Genomic DNA, 18,036 nt, shown 5'->3' on the forward strand with positions numbered 1-18,036 from the left:
GTTACGGACTGCTCATTCGCTTTTGGTTGCTCTCCACCCTTTCTGTTGAAAACGCAGTTACCATCAGCTACGGGGCGGTAACGAATTCCCCAATCAGGACTTTCACCTGACAATTCAATCGCCTTTGCAGGCGCACTAGCCGACGGAGGCCCTCCGTCGGCCTGAGCACACCCGTCGCAACAAGCGATCCAATCCACAAAGCGCCAGCCATCGTTTCAGCACTTGCAAGTCAAGGCCCTCTCAATTTGCGTGTGATGTGCGCCGCAGAATGCCGGCACCTCCAAAAAACCCAACGCACCTGTCGCCGACAGAGGCCCTCTGTCGGCCCGCGCGCACCCATCCACAAAGCACCAGCCACCTTCCTTCGTCTTGCACGTCGGAGCCCATCGGCGAAAACAAAACAACGACGTGGAAGCAACCACCGGTGAAAACCGAGCTTCAAGCGATGTGGCAACGAAATATTGAAACTGCCAAGCAACAAAACATGCAGCCTCCGATTGACATGTTTGCCCAGTCAATTGCGGACCATTTGACAGGCACAAATTGAATTCGTTTTCCGCTGTGTTTCGTCGGGAAAACAGCAGAGCAAAGCGTTGCACGCCGAGCCGCCGTTCTCGCGTCTTCTGAAGTGCCAACGACGGCCCCGTCCGGGGCAACCTGCTAGGTTCCGCTATCGGTTTCGAGGCTTCCGCCCCGAGCTAAGGACGGCAGCCCATCCGGGGCAATTGGGCACAAAGCTCAAGAGCAGAAGGTGCCAGCTAGCTTTCCAGTTTCGTGCTCGTGCTCAGACGCGTCAGCGACGGTGCTCGTACTCGTGATCGAAACCCGTCCATATGGTCCTCTCAAACGTTTGACAGCGAACGACTCGACGTTGACCTACTTTCGATCAACGACGTTGCTCGGTCTTTCGAGACATCACCGTCGCTGAGCGGTTTGCGACGTCAGGCTCGCGACCAATGGCTGCGTGCCGCCGTCCAAGACCTGCTGCTGAGAACCAACAGAATCAAATTCCAAGACGATGACGCGATGAATGCCATCCTCGATCGGACCATTGTGATGCTGCCCTGAATGGCGATCAAATCCGATGGTGCCGCGGGACACCATCCTGACATCGATGACGAGTACGAGCACCGCTTCGCTGAGCACGAGCACGCAGAAGAGTCGGAATCGAATGACCTTAGTTGAGCACTCTGATCAACCAATGATTTCGTCGACGATTCGTCCGTGGACGTCGGTCAACCTGAAATCGCGACCGGCGTAGCGGTACGTCAGCCGCTTGTGGTCGTAACCCATCAGTCGCAAGACCGTCGCGTGCATGTCGTGTACGTGAACGCGGTTCTCCACCGCTTTGAAGCCGAGCTCGTCGGTTGCACCCACTCGCGTTCCCGCGTTCACACCGCCGCCGGCCATCCACATCGTGAACCCATAGTGGTTATGGTCGCGGCCGTTCATCTTGCCTTGGTTGGATCCTTCTTTTGGCATTTCCACGACGGGAGTCCGTCCGAATTCTCCGCCCCAAATCACCAGCGTCTCGTCCAACAATCCGGTTCGCTTCAGATCGCTCAACAAAGCCCCGATCCCTTGGTCGACACCCTTGGCAACTCGCCGGTGAGCCTTGTCCAAGTCGTCGTGGCTGTCCCAAGGCTGGCCGGCACCGGTGTAGAGCTGTACAAATCGGACGCCTCGTTCGACCAGCCGCCGAGCGATCAAGGCTTGCCGCGCAAAGTCGCCGTCGCCATACATCGTGCGAGTTTCTTCCGTTTCGCGACTGATGTCGAACGCTTCCGACGCTTCGCTCTGCATTCGGTAGGCAAGCTCGAACGATTCGATGCGTGATTCCAAACGCGGATCATTGCCTCGCTCGGACGCGTGTTGCTGATTCAACTTTGCAAGCAGATCCAACTGCTCACGCTGGTTCGTCGGGTGAACCGAACGGCCACGGATGTTTTCCAGCAACCGTTCGACCGTCGCGAAACTGCTGTCGATGTAGGTGCCTTGGTATTTGCCAGGTAAGAACCCGTTCTGCCAATTCTGCGATTCCTTGATCGGGTAACCACCCGGGCACATCGCGATGAACGAAGGCAGATTCTCGTTGTCACTGCCCAATCCATAGGTGAGCCATGATCCCATTGCTGGACGAATCAATCGGGCTTCGCCGCAATTCATCAGCAACAATGACGGCTCGTGATTTGGAACGTCCGCGTACATGCTGTTGATCACACACAAATCATCCGCGTGCTTGGCGGTGTGTTCGAACAGCTCACTGACTTCCAACCCGCACTCACCGTACTTGTCCCATTTGTAAGGCGAACGCATCACGTTGCCGGTCGGGCGTTCGGTCTTCAGGTTTGCCATTGGAGCAGTCTTACCATCGAACTCTTCGAGCGCCGGCTTGCGATCAAACGAGTCCACTTGGCTGGGGCCACCGTTCATGAACAGGTGAATGACACGTTTGGCTTTCGCGGGAAAGTGTGGCATCACTTCCCCACCGAAATCCGCTGGATTTGGCAACCCGGATGCAACGCTTTCGCGGCAGAGTGCATCGGTCAACGCGAGTGAGCCCAAGCCCATTCCGCATGCCTTCAACGCTTCGCGTCGAGAGAAATTGAGATTCATGATTCAATCCACGAATGCGAATTCGTTGGTGAGGAACAATACCTGGGCCAGCTGCGCGAGGCGGTCCAACTGAGGCGTTTCGGTCTTTTGAAATGGTCCACTGAAGTCGTCCACCGAGTTGGCTTCGACCACCGTGCCGTCTTTTGAAGCAGCCGAAATCTTGGATCGCCAGAAGAAGCTATCGTGGCTCAATGTCGAACCGCTGTGAGCGATGAACTCAACAAACTCGCCTTTGCGAATCTTCCGCTTCTTCGTTGGCAGAGGTCGATTGCTGCTGAATTGTTTTTCGCTGAATACAACCTCGCCGCCGATGCGAATCACTGCTTGGATGCCATCTCCTTGCTTGGCACGATGGCCGACCATCCCGGTGACTTTCACGACACCATCCATCGGACTCTTCCAACGCCGAACGACGGCCGCGTTGTCACCGTGCCCCGGGTGACCGCCTTCGTTGGTCAACCGAGCGTAACTGAATGGTCCCGGACTCGGATACTTGCCTTCGATCTGCCAGCCATTTTTGTCAAAGACGGGAAACTCGGTGAATTCACTGAGTTGATTGTCTTTCCAGTTTGCTGTTCCATACGTCCACAACTCTCGTGGATCAGCTTCCACCAAAGGAGGCAAACTTTCTGATCGAACGAACGCGACGGCTTCTTCCAACTCCGAAGCGGTCGGCTGCCGTTGAAGCAATCGCTGAAACAAGGTTGTCACTTGTTGGCCGACATCGTTGTGACTTTGCTTCACTTCACGGGCTGCTTCCAACGCGGCCGACGATAGCTGCGAATGATTCAACAAGAACAACGCTTGCTGCGGCACCGTCGTTTGATAGCGTTCGGGCGAATGCATATCGGGACTGGCGAAATCAAACGTTCGAAACAGCCCTGGCAAATTCTGACGATTGATCATCGCATACAACGTTCGGCGAGGCGTGATGGTCGGCGATGTGATCTCAACCGACTCGCCTCCGTATTGGCGATCAATTTGGCCCGCACCGACTAAAATGCAATCACGCAACGATTCAAAATCACGTCGACGTCTTTCCGCTCTTGCCAACGAAGTGTTGCTCGGATCCAAAGAGAGCATCACTGAGTCTGTGATGGATGACTGCTGGTAAATCCGAGTCGACAGGATGCGACGCATCAAACGCTGCGTGCTCCAGTGCGATTGAAAGTCCGCCGCCAAATCATCAAGCGTTTCTGGGATCGACGGAGCGGCGGTTCGAAAACCAAAATCACTGGGTGAATCGACAAGCGGTCGCCCGGTCAGATGTCCCCACACACGGTTGACGTACACACGAGCGGTCAGCGGGTTCTCGTTCGAGATGATCTTTTCCGCGAGATCCAAACGACCGCTGCCCGTCTCAAAAGGGATCTCCTCTGACTTACGGAACGCGGTTAGGTATTGACGTGGGGCGTCATCTCCGCGATTGCCCCGCTGGCCTCGAACGTAAACCTGTTGCCGACGAAGTTTGTCGCGATCGACCAACATCAGCGGGCTCGCGGCGGCGTCCAAGTCCTCCGGCGGCACACTGTTGTTAAGCACGTTGTAGAGCGAGTAATAGTCCAACGTGGGAATCGGATCGAATTTGTGATCGTGACATCGAGCACACGAAACCGTCAGCCCCAACAATCCTCGGGTGATCACATCAATGCGGTCATCCAGCGTGTCATCGTTCGACAAGAACTTCCGCCCGATGGTGATGAATCCCATCGCATCGGCGTTGCCGCTTTCATTTTTGGGATCTGTTCGATCTCCCGCCAATTGATGACGCACCATTGCATCAAACGGCATGTCTTCCGCGAACGCCTTCAAGACCCAATCACGGTAGCGATGGGATCCTTTGATCGTCCTCTCTTTGCCAGCCGTGGTGTACCCGATCGTGTCCGCATAGCGAGCGACGTCCAACCAATGCCGCCCCATTCGCTCGCTCATGCGAGGGTCCGCCAACATCCGATTCACACGCCGCTGAAACGCGTCCGGACGACGATCTTCTCGGAACGACTTGAGTTCGTCGAAGGTCGGCGGGAGTCCGGACAAATCGAAGTGCAACCGACGAAGCAGCGTATCTCGGTCGGCCATCTCGCTGACGGGGACCCCAAGTTCATTGGCGTACTTCGCTGACAAGTCATCTATCAAATCGCGAGAGTTAACGGCGACGCCAACATTGTGTTCTCGCAAATCGTCTCCGCTCACGCGTTCCGGCGGAACAAACGCCCAGTGCGAACGGACGTCACGACTGAGCGGCGACACAGGCTTTTCCGACGAATGCTCGTCGGTCCGCGGATCGGTCGCTCCTGAATCAATCCAATGTTTAAGAATCAAGATTTCGTCATCACTGAGCTTCTCGTCCGGCGGCATCTCCAGCCCGGGTTCGTCGTAGCCGATCGCACGGATCAGTACGCTGGCATCCGCCTTGCCAGGAACGATCGACGCACCGCGTGACCCACCGGCGAGCATCGCCGGCGCGGAGTCCAGCCGATAATCTCCCATCGACTCGCCAGATTCAGTTGAATGGCATTCGTAACAACGTTCGATCAGCAGTGGCCGGACCTTGGCCTCGAAGAAGTCTGTGTCATCGGCACTCGCCCACGTCGATGAAACCAGCGTTGCGGCCAGCCCGACACTCAGACATCGAATCCACTTCGTGTCGAGGATGAACCTCTGGCGCGCATGAGTAGACCGATGGTCTCGATTTGATCGGCGGACGAACATCGTCGTTTCGCTTACTGGCGGAAGGTGAGAATGGTGGGGGGGAACGGCTCAAGGTGGGAGGACAGATCGTTCATCTGCCCCAAAGCCGGCGAGTGCCAGTGTATCACCCCGGATCTATGGAGTCACTCTTGAAATGACTTGTCGACCAATCTAGCCCGCAGACGGTTGCCATGCTCGCTGTAAGTTCGCTCCGATTTCAGCAATTCTTCCACTTCATCCCACGCTTCGGCGTGTTCTTTTGCACGAGCGAGGTTGTACCGAGCGGAATCTTCCCACATCGACAATTGCTCCTCATCCAACACGCGTTTTTCGAACCAATTGGCCGCCGTGTCGAATCGCCCGTCGTCGTACTGCACCAATGCCAGCCAATGCGTCGCGGTGCGTTTGCCCAATCGCATGAACATTTGAATTTGCTGCAACTGTTGATCGTACTGCGAACTGTCGATCCCCAATCCACGCCGCAAACCGTATCGCTTTTGCAGATCCACGTTGATTCGCAAATCGGAAATTTCAAATTCAGGAGCACGTTGCTCCAGATACCGTGTTCGAGCTCCCTTCACGCCCTCGATGTCGTCATCGGCGAACTGTCCGGTCAGGTGTTGCCAGCGACCACTGGAAAGATTCCGGGCCATCTCATCCTGGCCGTCCAACACTGCCCATCGCGACATGAAATAGAACGAGAACATCGGATCTCGGTCGACCATTCGCCTCGCTTCCGCTTGATAGATCTCTGCCAGCAACGGCAACGTCCACATTCGCACGCCAGCAATCCCGGGAACCGCGTCGAGCTGTTTCGCTACCTTGTCAACGTCGACGTACAAGGTCATTCGGCGATCACCCGTCAGCCCATCTTCCAGCTTTTTCATTCGCGGTGAGACGGCTTCCATCCGAGTATTAAGCAGCGCGACGCTCTGCTGAATATCGGTTCGCGAAAGTGGGTAGTCGAAGTAGCCGGCAACATCCAAACGTCGCATCACGGTCGGCTCTTTCCGAGCCTGTTCTAACGTCGCGACGCCAACTTGATCGGGACCGGGGATTGGCAATCCCAATTCAGTTTCGAAAAGGTAGATCTGATCGCCCGCCAAAACGCCGACCGCCCACGGGGTCAACGATCCGTCGTCATCGGATTGCCGAGCCAAAACCGCCGAGCGAACACCTGCTTGCTCGCACAGTGCCGTGAAAACACTGGCACGCTGGATCGGATCACCCCGGCCGCGCCAGATCGTTTGATACAGCGTTTGCCGATATCCGGGACCTTCCAGCATCATCCCAAATGGAAGCTGTGGTCGCGGGACTTGCGGAGGAACGCTACCAGAACTGTCTAAAGGCTCGGCCGCGACGTTGCGAATCGTCCAATCGAACAGGCGACAAGCGGTCCGAAGCTGAGCCGCCGCGTCCTCGCCGATCTCCTCCGACAATCCATTCAACCAATCCACCAACAACGGATCTTCGCGAACCGGATCATCGATCCACTGAACCGCATGACGGAACAAATAGGCGTCTCGCAGCACTCCAACATCGGTCGGCTGAAACTCGGACCGCAAGATTTCCGCTCGCAGGTTTTCTTCAGGAACAACGTCGGTCAACGTGGACGCCAGTTCGGGAACATTGACCGAGCCCTCGCCCCCGGATTGATTTTGCGACCACTGATTCAAGTGGTAAGAAATTTGGCGGCTGGCCTTCTCCTCATTCAGTCCCACGAACTGGCTGAGCAGCGAAACGGTTTCGCCAAGGTGATCCTGCTGAGACTGCTTCTGCAGAGCGACTTGTCGTTGAGTTTGAATCCGACGCACGGTTTCCGAGTCGTCGGTGCATCCAGCCAGCAATACCGTGGCGGATGCCATGCATGCCAATACCGATGCGGGCGAGAGAGCAAACGTCATGGCTTGTTTGGCAAAGTGGAGCACGGCGGGAACAAACAGAGCAGCGAAGAAAAGAAGGCGTTTCGAAAACGTTGCATCGCGGGCCAATCAGCCATCCAGGCCGTCGACCGTCTCTCGCAAACGCAGCAAGCGGTCCAACGTTCCCGCGAATTGGTCCAGCGGAATCATATTCGGCCCGTCGCTCGGTGACGTTTTCGGGTCGGGGTGCGTCTCGAAAAAGAGAGCGTCACAACCGATGGCTACGGCGGCGCGAGCCAATGGTTCGACCATTTCTCGATTTCCGCCCGTCGCTCCGCCCAGTCCCCCCGGCTGTTGCACACTGTGAGTGGCGTCAAAAACGACGGGAACGCCCAAGGATCGCATGATCGGGATCGACTGCATGTCGTTGACCAAACGGCCGTAACCGAAAAACGTTCCGCGTTCGCACGCCATCACGCCACCGTCACCCGAACCTCGCAATTTGTCGACGACATACCGCATGTCTCCCGGCGACATGAACTGACCTTTTTTGACGTTCACGGGACGCCCGGTGCCCGCCGCGGCAACCAACAGATCCGTTTGACGAGCCAAGAAAGCAGGGATCTGCAGCAGGTCGCAGACTTCCCCGACAGGCGCGGCTTGTTCGGGCAAGTGAATGTCGGTCGTCACGGGCAATCCCGTGTTCGCCCGAACCGCCTCGAGAAGCCCCAGCCCTTGCTCGATTCCCGGGCCGCGTTTGGATGCCAAGCTGGTCCGGTTGGCTTTATCGAACGAAGCCTTGAAAATCACCTGCACGTCCGGACGCTGGTTGATCCGAGCCAACTCTTCGCCAATCTCCAGTGCCAACTCTCGTGACTGCAACACACAAGGCCCAGCGATCACCAACAACGGTTCCCCCGGACCACAAACGTAATCGCGAATTCGAACGGGTTGAATCTCAGCAGTTTCGGTCATCGGTTCGCGGGCCATGCGGGTCGGGCGGATCAGAAACAATCGATCTAGCACTGGCCGAGCGACGAACCATTCCGCCAAATCGAGCCAACAACTAAATCGCTACGTTTCATCTTGGCGGTTGCCGGTTTCGTTGCCAATCGGACTGACAATCCACTAGCTTGCCGGCCGCAGCAACGTCACATGGTCGGGCAAGACTTCGATCTGGACCGGCAATCGCCCGGCATAGTCCCCGTCAATCTGATACGGCACACGCGAAAGGCTGGACCACGAAATCTTCGTCGCTTGGAAACGAAAGACATCGGACCGCTTCAAATGCCGACCACCTGGCAACGCCATCAAATATCGCAGGCCAGCGATCACCGACCCATACGTCAGGTTGATCAAATCCAGTTGCCCATCGTTGCCATTTGCCTCGGGCTCGATCGGCAAGGACGCCGCATAGCAAGGCAAATTGAACGCCATCATCCAACAGCCGCTCGTGCGAATGGACTGCGTTGTCGAGGAGGCACCACGTTTCGCGGCCGTCCCATTGGTGTCCGCACCAACCAATTTCGCTGAAGACACCGGCGCAGCATTTTCCATCTCGGCATTGATCACCGGAAATGCATAACGCCGGATCGCTCGCCAGAGAGGACCAGCGTAGCTGAATCGATTGATGTGACCGCGACGCGTCAGGTGCATCGCTCGGACGACTTCCGCGTCAAATCCCGCCGTCACCATCACCAGAAACAATCGTCCGTTGGCTCGGCCCGCGTCAATCTTCATCGCCTCGCCTCGCCGGATGGTCGCCAACACATCCTCGGCCTCCCGCGAATACTTGTAGTAACGGGCCAGCAAATTTTCGGTGCCCATCGGCATCGGAATCAACGCGGTCCCCTGAGGCAATTGCCCGGCGAGCAGTGCCAGCGTCCCGTCTCCCCCGGCGCCAACCACGGCCACGTCGTCGGGCAAGTGATCGGCCTGGCCAACGCGTTCGGCGAGTTCAGCCAGATTGTCGATCCTGCGGCAGACCATCCCTTCGGCGCGGCACAGTTCGATCAGCCGCAAGATCTCGCCACGTCCCGCGCCGGTACCCGCCTTGGGGCTGGTGAAAATCCAGACTTCACGAATGGTCCGTTTCGATTCCACAGCGGGCACGGTCAATCAATTCTCGGGTGGCGGGTGATGAGGGCGAAGGTTGCGGAAGCCGCAGTGTCGATCAATTCGAGCGTGGGTGATAGACGAAAACGGGGGTCAGCAACGCCGCGATTCCGTTTCACCAGAGCCTTTTGCGAAGCCGGGAACTCGGTCCAAGCAAGATTTTTTCGGACATTCGCTTGCGATCTGGCTCGGCGAAATCGCGAACTAGACGGGGAACAGCGGAATTTCGGTGCATTCATTTGCCCGCTCAGTATTAGCAACCTAGGCTTCGGCGGAACCATTCAACATCTCTTCTTGGTTCCAAATTCGCTTTGACTTCACTCTCCCGAGCAATCCCGTGCAACTGCTGCGACGTTTTTGGGCCCCTGCGATCATCCTTCTCATGGTGGCGATCCATGCTGCCGTGATTGGTTACGTTCGCAGTCGTGTGGCTCGACTCAGCAATATGCAGAGCTCCGCGATCGAAATTGGCCTGTTGAGGTTCCAAAACCCCAACGTGCCTGACAGCACTTATCAATTTCAATTGCACGCGATCGTCGATCCGTCCCGCCGTTTCCGCGGCGAAGAACGCTTGAAGCTAAATCAACTTCCCATCACCGAAGCCGCGGAACAAATGCTGCGACAAGTCGACGCATCTTGGCTGAGCGACCCGTCGCAAAAAGAAATTCGCGAGCGGCTGATGGATGTTGTGCTGCAACACCTCGACGAACCCTTGGTGCAACGAGTCGTGATCACCGACTGGCTTTGCCTTCCCAGTCAATCCGTCCCGATGAGCAGCAACCTCATCACCGCATCTCTGTAACCAACGCCACGGCTTTCTAAGAACGCTCGGCCATCAAGCCGTCTACCGTTCCGGTGCTGTCGGCAAAACGCGGCATCTGGATCCCCAGCAAACGAGCTTGCGTCAACCATAAATTCGCGAGCGGTGTTCCTTCGGGCATGTTGATGTGACGTCCGGACGCGACACGTTTTCCGCCTCCCGCGACAACAATCGGCAAGTCGTTGTATTGGTGCGTCGATCCATCGCCCAAACCGGATCCGTATGTGAACAACGTGTTGTCCAACAACGTGGAACCATCGGCCTGCTCGATCGAATCCATCTTTTCCATCAGATAGACATACTGCTCCATGTGAAAACGATCGACCTTCAATAGGTCATCGATCATCTTGGTTTGGTTGTGTGACATCTGATGATGACTGCGAGGTTTGTCGAACAAGCTTTCAAACTTGAACGGCGTGTCCCATCGTTCAGGCCCAACCATGAACGTCGCAACGTTGGTCAATCCGGTCTGCAGCGACACCACCATCAGATCGCCCATCAAGCGGATGTATTCTCCGCGAGGCAAATAGGCTTCGGGCGGTTCGTCCAGTTGCACTCGAGAAAGCTGCGACTTCATCTTTTCCAGTCGATCCATTTGCGTCTCGATGGCGCGAATCGAATCGAAGTACTCGGCAAACTTGTGACGGTCTTCGTACCCCAAGTGCATTTTCAAATCGCGAGCGTCTTCGAGAACCAGATTCGTAACGTCTCGGTAGCGGTCAATTTCTTGGGTCGAGAACAACCGATGATACATCTTTCGCGGGTCACGAATCGACGGCGCCAAGTGGCCGGTTCCGTACCACGAAATATTGTCGAAGTAGATCGACTCTTTGTTGTCTCGATGACTGTTGCAACTGAACTCCAACGTCGCGAAAGGGGTTTCCGTGCCGATGCCATCCGCCACCAAGTGATCCAGCGTTCGGTCGAGCGGCCAAGCGGTTCCCTCGACCGTGTACGGCACCGCACTGCTCAAGTAACACGAGGCACATTGCGCGTGCACATCGGTACCTTGCTGGAACGTGCGATCCATTCCGGTGATCAGATTGATTTTGTGCTTGAATGCCGCCAATGGTTCCAGCGTCGGCGTCAATTGATCGAGCGGTTCGTCGCTGGCGAACGGACTCTGCTTGCCCAACGATTTCATCACGTTGCCAAGGTTGCCTTCCGGGATCACATCATTGGCTTCGCCCGGGAAGAACCCGCGCCGGACAACTCCGATCGGCACATAGAAATGAGCCATCCGCATTGGCACATTGTCCGACTGCCCCGCCATGGCAATGCTCGGCATCCAAGGCAATGCCAATGAGGCACCACCAAGACCGCGAAGAAAACGACGTCGAGTGGATCGAATCATAGCCGTGGATTGCTCGCGACTTGTGGGAACGACTTGGTTTGAAACGGCTCGCTCAAAACGATTTGACGAAGCAACGTGTGCATTTTGTATTCGTCCGCGGAAACGGCTGCCGTGATCTCTTCCAGGGAAACTCGATCCGCCGCACTCAATGGACGAGCCAACGCAAAGCTCAGCAGATGCCCTGCCAAGGCTTGGGCGAATCGATCCTTCTCCGACAGCAACGCGTCCTTGAATTCAATCACGTTCTCGAAACGATGCTTGCGGAGCAGCGTTCCGGCCATGTCGACGTCGCGGCCGTTTTCGTAGGTATCTCGCCAGGCTCCGACCGGATTGAAATTTTCCAACGCAAATCCCAACGGGTCGATTTGTTCGTGGCACCCTTTGCAGTCCGACCTTTTCCGGTGCATCGAAAGCCGCTCACGTAGCGTCAGATGCTCCTCGCCTTCCGCGGGTTTCTCGCCCAACGCGGGCACATCCGCGGGAGGAGGCTCGGGCGGTTTGTTGAAGACCACGCCCGCCAACCACGCTCCTCGAGTGATCGGTTGCGTTCGCTCCGGCCCCGACGTCATCGTCATCACCGCCGCGTTCGTGATCACTCCGCCAGTACGGCGATCTGCGATCGGCAATCGACGAAAGCGGATCGCCTGCACCGCCCCACCATTGCGTTTGGGATCAGTCGCCAGTTCGCCGTACGCGTTCTCCAGCAGATCCGACCGATAGGTGAAATCGGAATCGATCAATTGAGTGATTGGTTGGTTTTCAATCAACACCGTTTCAAACAACAACAAAGGTTCCAGCATCATGTGCATGCTGTCGCGGTACTTCAAAAAGTAAAACTGCGGGAACTCGTCTGGGTTGGGCACCGATGAAATGATTCGTTCGAGCTGCAGCCATTGCGAAGGAAAGCTATCGCAAAACCGCTTCAGCTTTCGATCGCGAATCATGCGTTCGAATTGCTGGGTCAACACTTCTGGTTGACGCAAACGACCGTCGGCAGCGAGATCCAACAAGGTCTGATCCGGAATGCTGCCCCATAGAAAGAACGACAACCGCGACGCGAGTTCATAGTCGTCGACCGGCGTGGCTGTTTCGGGTTGGCCGGACGTATCGTACAGATACAAAAATCGAGGCGAAGAAATAGTCGCTGCCGCGACGGACTTCATCGCAACCGGAAAGGCGAATCCATCCTCAAGACTTTGCTGCACAAATTGGCAGTAGCGATCCAGTTGTGCGTCTTCGACTGGGCGACGAAACGCACGTGTCAGGAATTGCTTCAACCGTGTTCGCACCTCCATCTCAAGATTCGTTTCGAGAGCGGGAGCCGCAAAGAACGACTTCCAAATCCCGACATTCTTTGGCTTGAAGTCGGGACTCTCGGTGATCGATTGTCCGAGCTTCAAAAACGACTCCATCAACAACGGCGACAGCGACAAGTGATCCGCTTGATTGTCGTAACCATGTTCCGCTCGCAAGTCCTGCGGGAAAGCAGCGACGCCAGCCAAACGAGGCTCGATCATTTGTGACTTGCCGAGCGGTCGGCTGCCCACGAACACTTCGTCGGGCATCTTCCCGGAAGCCGGTTGAAAGTAACCACGATGCTCTCGCAGCATGCGTTCGGGCAACGTGAAAACGATGCTCTCTAACTCGAGTAGATCCATCACCGCGTTGTTGTACTGAAACCGATTCATCCGCCGAATCGGCGTGCGAGGGTATTGCTTATTCACGGCAACCGCCGCGTGCAAAGTCGCTCGTAACTCCGCGAGCAATTCCTGGCGTGTTTCGGCTGATAGCTCCGGCTCATCCTCCGGCGGCATTTCCTCCAGGTCCAACACATCGATCAGGCTTTGCAACCGATCCAAGTCACCGGCAACGTTACCGCTATCCACTTCGGTCAAAGCGACATCGCCGGCCGGATCCTCGCCCTCCGAGTGACATTTCACGCAGCGATCTTGCAAGACAGATTTCAACGACGCCGGCGTCTTCGCCACAGCGTCCGATGCGGTTCGATCGGGTTCGGATGCCAACACCGGATGAACGGACTGAAGAACCGTCCACGCGCAGAACATCACGAATGGGGCGCATCGCAGCGGAGAATTCCGCATGGAACTGGGTCTTCCACAAGGCAGGAACGAAAGTGGGAGGGGAGGGACCAACAGTGTACCAGAGCCCCTCACCGACGTTTTCAGAAATTCGTTGAGGGCATTTTCGATCTCACCACGCAGGAACTCCCGACAACCAACTCCGGCATCCAAACGCCGCTCAAACCAAACCGCCCTCCCAACGCGAGAAGTCCGATGAAACCCGCGATCGTCCTGACGCTTCCGTTCCTGCTCGCTTTTGCCGCGACCACCCTGAAAGCCGCTTCCATCCCAACCAACATGCCGGAAACACGGGCGATCGACAGCGATTTGGCACGCATCGAAAAAGAGTGTCAAACGTTGCAAACCCGCCTCAACCAACTCCGCCAACAAGTCAAAACCGCTCGCGAAGGAGTGACACATGCGATCGACGCGACCAAAGCCATCAAGGCGACTGACGAACGGTTGAAGACTTTGATCGACAACCTGGCTCCCTACACATCGATTCCAAAAGTTCGCACCATCGCCCGAACGCTTCGCAAAAACTTGCAACGCGTCCAAGAACAAATCCACACGTTGCGTAAGAAAACAGACAAGGCGGAAAAGGACGTCCTCCGTCCAGCAAAAGATCGATTGCGTGAACTGGAGCAATCCATTCTGGGCGGCGAAGTGAAGCTGGCGGGCTACCGGAAAACGATTTCGTCCTGGCGACGTGACCTACAAACCACCGCGTCACGTGCCAATTCGATTCCAGGCGGAGCGGCTGCCTTTGACGCCACTTCACGACTGGCTCGACCAACAGTCCGGTCGATTTCCAACGTTCTCACCGACACACGTCAATCAGTTGATCGAGTTGGCAAAAACCTGACGCAGTGGAACGATCCCATCCGAGCATTCATGACGATGGATCAATCGCTGGACAGCTTTGAACGAAAATTAGCTCCCGCTGAAAAGACCGCTGCCAAACTCCAGAAAACACTCGGCAAGAAACTCTCGATCAAAATTCCGTTCAGCAAGAAAACAGTGTCGTTCAGCATTCGGGACATTTTGGAAAAGCCAGGCAAGGTCCTCGGTGTGGTTTTGAAACCGCTTGAGAAAGTGGCCGATAAACTCCTTCAACCAGTGTTGAAGGAACTGAAACTGGAAATCAAAGCCCCCAGTGGAATCGCCAACCTCAACAGCGAGCTGAACCAACTGCCTTCGATCGAAGCCTCGTTGCGACGCGAAGCAAACCAACTGAAACAACAGATCACAACGCTACTGCAACAAATCATCCAGAACTGGAGTCGCGTGCAACCTCGGATGCCGAGCCACCTGACATCGGGACCTCAGCCACCGACGCGTCCTGTTGTACGAGAACGTCCGTCACAAAATCCTCCCAGCTCACGGCCAACACCGGTTCGTAAGTTCCCAGTGATGTTCATCCAGCCCTGATGCGAACGATGGTCGTCTCATGACAACATTGATGCTGCCTCGTTCTTTCTGGATCGAGGCAGCTTTCCTTACTTCTTTGATCGGTTGTAAATGTGCAGGGCGTACTCTTCGATGGTGACGTGCCCATCGTGATTGAGATCCGCGGATGCCGGATTCATCAGCATTGATTGCCACTCTTGCTCATGAAGCGACCTCGATTCGTCTTTGTCGTATCGGCGGATGATCGTCTCGGCGTATTTCAAGAATTTCGGATTGATGCCATTGAGCTTCTCGGTGAGTTCAGGCTGCGGTTGTTTCTCAGGCTGCGACCGTTTCGCTGCCGCGTTTGCTAGATGCTTCGACCACAACGCAACGACTTCGCCGCGAACCTCTTGATTGTCCGATTTCGAATGTTGATGCAGACGATCTGCATTCTCGGCAACATTGAATTTCAATAGCCCAGCGAGCTGTAAATGGAGCAGCGTCGAGGGACTGCTCTCACGCAGCTTGTCCGAAAGAGTCGCATTGGCGACCTCCGAATGACGCTTCAAAACTTCGACGGCGGGAGAGATCGTTGGGTGGTTAAATGGGATACGCCGATCGGGGTTTTGAAAACGCAACTCCAAATACTCAATCGCGGCATCAACCTTTCGCTGCGGTTTCAACTCCACTAGTTCCAGCATCTGGATCGCATTCAGTCGCACCTTGAGATCGGAAGCGTTGAGACTACGATCCACCGCGTCGTTCAAACGTGTTCCCTCATTCGGAATATTCGCACACGCTTTTAAAGCGTTCATCCGAATCGCGGTTGCAGGATCATCAACCGACATCTCAAACAATCGGTCGACGATTTGCTCAGGAAGGTTCGCACCCATTTCTGTCGCCGCCGACGACTCAGCCTCCCGGTCTTCTGACTCGGAATCCTCTGATTGGGCTTTGGAGGACTGTGCACAGAATGCCAGCACCAAAACGATTGAACTGGCATGGAACAACTTCCACATATCGGAATTCCCGTTGGAGGCAAAACGACTGTCGATCGAGAAACAGTCTATCCCAATCAGGCGTCGCGGCGCCCGAGCGACCGACGGTTGTTACAGAACAAACGTTCTCACAGAAAACAAACGTTTCCTCACCTCATGCCGCCCAAGTGCGAATCATCTTGATGTCCCTAAAATCGCCAGGAACCACGTCTACCAAGCGGATTGGCTTGGTCATTTCGACGGAATCTGGCTCGTAAAAGTCCGTTTGGGAGTTTCCCCCCTCATCAGCTAGAATGATCCGACGGTATCGAGGTGGAGCTCGGAATCGGATTCGCACGATGAGATGCAATACGTTGGACATTTGGATGATGGCATGACGGGGAAGACCATTCACGAGCTGCTTGACTTGCCCGAGCACGTCACGTCGCCGCACGCCTACCAAGTTTTTGGACTGAAGCCCGGCGAACCCAACGCGGCTGCCATCCACGAAGCCATCGCCCAACGAATCAACCAGTTGAAGGCCGCAAAACCCAATACAGCTCCCGAAACGTGGGCCCTCGCGGCTCAGGTTGTGCAAACTGCCCAGCGGACTTTGACCGACCCGAAGAAGAAAGCCAAACTCGACGCACGATTCGGAATCGTTGCGATGGATGACTCTGCTTCCGGCGAGACTGCGTCTAGCAACCAAGCCACCGCAGCCGCTCCCGTGACGGACCCGTTGGCCGCATTGCTGCCGACGAGCAAACCCACAACTGCCCAACCTGCAACGAATCAGCCCGCACCCACACCGGTTGCGTCTGCACCGACGCCAGTCGTTGAACCGGTAACGGCGGAAGTCGTGGAAGCTTCCGTAGCGGGTGGTCCCGTGGTCGATCATGTGAGCGTCACTCCGTCGGCATCTCCGGTTCAAGGAATTGGCAACGTCGCGCCGACACCCAACCCAGCGGTGTCGGCTTCCGCCGCGCCATTGGTCGTGCAACCTCGATCGCCCTCTGCCGACCGAGCACGTCGCCGCCAGAAATCAGGTGGTTGGTTGATGGGTGGATTCCTGTTGCTGGGATTTGTGATTGTCGGATTCCTGGCCGCGTTTTTCTTTTGGGGTCCCGGCGAAGTTCAAGTCGTTCGCAGCAACGATGGGATCACCATTCGCACCAAAACCGACAACGCAAATCGTCCCGAACAATCGGCACCACCAGCGATCGACCGAGGCGATTCGATTCCACCCAAAAAACCAACCAGCGATGGCATCATGAAGCGACCGCCCGCCGGTCAACCTGATTCGCGAGACTCACTGGGCAATTTCTTGTCCAACCCCGGTTCCATGCCTGACACCTCAGCCATGCCAGTTGCCACTCCGGGTATGAGTTCGATGCCCGAAACTCGACCGGGTCCAGGAATGGAAACTCCGACTGCAACCGGCAACAACATGCAACCCAGCGGCATGCAGCCAAACGGAATGCAGCCCGCAGCCGGTACACCGCAGACTGGTCCATCGCAGTCGGATCCGTCCCCCGCGATGGAAACCAAACCCGCGGCCCGTCCCGAGGCGACACCGGAAAACATCGAGGCCGGCGAAACTGCCATCGCCGCTGCGGAGAACGCAATCCGGCAAGCGGACTGGGCCAAGATGAAACCGTTGGCCGAAGCCGCCGAAAAGGCAGCGGCCAACAACGAACAAGCCACGCGGGCTGAAACGATTTACCAAATCGCTGACCTGGGAACGTATTATCGAGGCGGCGTTTCCCGTGCGATGGCAGACTTGGGCGCTGGCAACGAGTTCCGCGTCACCGACGCGATCTCGCTGCTGGTTGTTGAAGCGAGTGCCGAACAATTGATTGCCCGACGTGGCGCACGTAACTACACGTACCCTCTCGACGAAGTTCCGTTTGTGGTTTCCAAAGCGTTGGCTGAATTCCAGTTGCCGATGGAATCTGAAACGGGCCAAGCCGCACAAGCCGTTTACGAATCGATCGCCACCAAGTCGACGCCGGATGTCCGCGAAGACGCGGTGGGAATTTTGCGATCCTTGCAAAACGTCGAAGGTGCCGACGCAATTCGAATGGCCGATTGGCTTGAAACTCGATACACCCCAACCACTTCGCAGTGA

Annotated in this window: 12 protein-coding genes; 4 read left to right on the forward strand and 8 right to left on the reverse strand. The window is 56.2% G+C overall.

What is annotated here, in order from left to right; translation table 11 throughout:
* Nucleotides 1-780 precede the first annotated feature (780 nt).
* Nucleotides 781-1,068 carry a hypothetical protein gene (locus tag CEE69_RS32550; RefSeq protein ID WP_158231048.1) on the forward strand — a complete coding sequence of 96 codons (288 nt, stop codon included), beginning with the start codon at nucleotides 781-783 and terminating at the stop codon, nucleotides 1,066-1,068.
* A 126-nt stretch (nucleotides 1,069-1,194) separates the two neighbouring features.
* On the opposite strand, the gene CEE69_RS18910 is transcribed toward CEE69_RS32550, so the two are convergent.
* The 5 genes from CEE69_RS18910 to CEE69_RS18930 form a co-directional block, all read right to left on the reverse strand.
* On the reverse strand, nucleotides 1,195-2,616 hold the full coding sequence (locus CEE69_RS18910; protein WP_099262193.1) for a DUF1501 domain-containing protein: 1,422 nt from the start codon (nucleotides 2,614-2,616) through the stop codon (nucleotides 1,195-1,197).
* Between the two features lie 3 nt (nucleotides 2,617-2,619).
* Nucleotides 2,620-5,328: a PSD1 and planctomycete cytochrome C domain-containing protein gene (locus CEE69_RS18915; RefSeq protein ID WP_099262194.1), complete on the reverse strand. Its 2,709-nt coding sequence runs from the start codon at nucleotides 5,326-5,328 to the stop codon at nucleotides 2,620-2,622.
* A 122-nt stretch (nucleotides 5,329-5,450) separates the two neighbouring features.
* Nucleotides 5,451-7,235 (reverse strand): hypothetical protein, encoded by a 1,785-nt coding sequence (locus CEE69_RS18920; protein ID WP_099262311.1) that lies wholly within the window; start codon nucleotides 7,233-7,235, stop codon nucleotides 5,451-5,453.
* Between the two features lie 63 nt (nucleotides 7,236-7,298).
* Nucleotides 7,299-8,159: a 3-deoxy-8-phosphooctulonate synthase gene (gene kdsA / locus CEE69_RS18925; RefSeq protein WP_099262195.1), complete on the reverse strand. Its 861-nt coding sequence runs from the start codon at nucleotides 8,157-8,159 to the stop codon at nucleotides 7,299-7,301.
* Nucleotides 8,160-8,297: 138 nt separating this feature from the next.
* Nucleotides 8,298-9,281, reverse strand: coding sequence for a diacylglycerol/lipid kinase family protein (locus CEE69_RS18930; RefSeq protein ID WP_099262312.1), 984 nt, complete (start codon nucleotides 9,279-9,281; stop codon nucleotides 8,298-8,300).
* A 385-nt stretch (nucleotides 9,282-9,666) separates the two neighbouring features.
* Here CEE69_RS18930 and CEE69_RS18935 point away from each other — a divergent pair, with 385 nt between their 5' ends.
* A complete protein-coding gene (locus tag CEE69_RS18935; RefSeq protein ID WP_099262196.1) occupies nucleotides 9,667-10,086 on the forward strand; it encodes a hypothetical protein in 420 nt (139 codons plus the stop codon).
* A gap of 16 nt (nucleotides 10,087-10,102) precedes the next feature.
* Here CEE69_RS18935 and CEE69_RS18940 read toward each other — a convergent pair whose 3' ends face one another.
* Both CEE69_RS18940 and CEE69_RS18945 read right to left on the reverse strand, forming a co-directional pair.
* Complete coding sequence (locus CEE69_RS18940; protein WP_099262197.1) at nucleotides 10,103-11,458, reverse strand: DUF1552 domain-containing protein; 1,356 nt, start codon at nucleotides 11,456-11,458, stop codon at nucleotides 10,103-10,105.
* The gene (locus CEE69_RS18945; protein ID WP_099262198.1) at nucleotides 11,455-13,524 is read right to left on the reverse strand and encodes a DUF1592 domain-containing protein; all 2,070 of its coding nucleotides are present in this window, start codon (nucleotides 13,522-13,524) and stop codon (nucleotides 11,455-11,457) included. The genes CEE69_RS18940 and CEE69_RS18945 overlap by 4 nt, the downstream gene beginning before the upstream one ends.
* A gap of 228 nt (nucleotides 13,525-13,752) precedes the next feature.
* On the opposite strand from CEE69_RS18945, the gene CEE69_RS18950 reads away from it, so the two are divergent.
* Nucleotides 13,753-14,970, forward strand: coding sequence for a hypothetical protein (locus CEE69_RS18950; RefSeq protein ID WP_099262199.1), 1,218 nt, complete (start codon nucleotides 13,753-13,755; stop codon nucleotides 14,968-14,970).
* A gap of 68 nt (nucleotides 14,971-15,038) precedes the next feature.
* Here the strand turns inward: CEE69_RS18950 and CEE69_RS18955 are convergent, their stop codons facing one another.
* Complete coding sequence (locus CEE69_RS18955) at nucleotides 15,039-15,950, reverse strand: HEAT repeat domain-containing protein (protein ID WP_099262200.1); 912 nt, start codon at nucleotides 15,948-15,950, stop codon at nucleotides 15,039-15,041.
* 352 nt (nucleotides 15,951-16,302) lie between these two features.
* On the opposite strand from CEE69_RS18955, the gene CEE69_RS18965 reads away from it, so the two are divergent.
* A complete protein-coding gene (locus CEE69_RS18965; RefSeq protein ID WP_233215392.1) occupies nucleotides 16,303-18,036 on the forward strand; it encodes a hypothetical protein in 1,734 nt (577 codons plus the stop codon).

It is taken from the genome of Rhodopirellula bahusiensis (assembly GCF_002727185.1).
Classification (GTDB): Bacteria; Planctomycetota; Planctomycetia; order Pirellulales; family Pirellulaceae; genus Rhodopirellula; species Rhodopirellula bahusiensis.

What these genes read in the sequence shown, in the direction of transcription:
- CEE69_RS18945 (WP_099262198.1), bottom strand. Translation starts at nt 13,524, where the DNA reads ATGTTCTGCGCGTGGACGGTTCTTCAGTCCGTTCATCCGGTGTTGGCA.
- CEE69_RS18910 (WP_099262193.1), bottom strand. Translation starts at nt 2,616, where the DNA reads ATGAATCTCAATTTCTCTCGACGCGAAGCGTTGAAGGCATGCGGAATG.
- CEE69_RS18935 (WP_099262196.1), top strand. Translation starts at nt 9,667, where the DNA reads ATGGTGGCGATCCATGCTGCCGTGATTGGTTACGTTCGCAGTCGTGTG.
- CEE69_RS18955 (WP_099262200.1), bottom strand. Translation starts at nt 15,950, where the DNA reads ATGTGGAAGTTGTTCCATGCCAGTTCAATCGTTTTGGTGCTGGCATTC.
- CEE69_RS18940 (WP_099262197.1), bottom strand. Translation starts at nt 11,458, where the DNA reads ATGATTCGATCCACTCGACGTCGTTTTCTTCGCGGTCTTGGTGGTGCC.
- kdsA (WP_099262195.1), bottom strand. Translation starts at nt 8,159, where the DNA reads ATGGCCCGCGAACCGATGACCGAAACTGCTGAGATTCAACCCGTTCGA.
- CEE69_RS18965 (WP_233215392.1), top strand. Translation starts at nt 16,303, where the DNA reads ATGACGGGGAAGACCATTCACGAGCTGCTTGACTTGCCCGAGCACGTC.
- CEE69_RS18950 (WP_099262199.1), top strand. Translation starts at nt 13,753, where the DNA reads ATGAAACCCGCGATCGTCCTGACGCTTCCGTTCCTGCTCGCTTTTGCC.
- CEE69_RS18915 (WP_099262194.1), bottom strand. Translation starts at nt 5,328, where the DNA reads ATGTTCGTCCGCCGATCAAATCGAGACCATCGGTCTACTCATGCGCGC.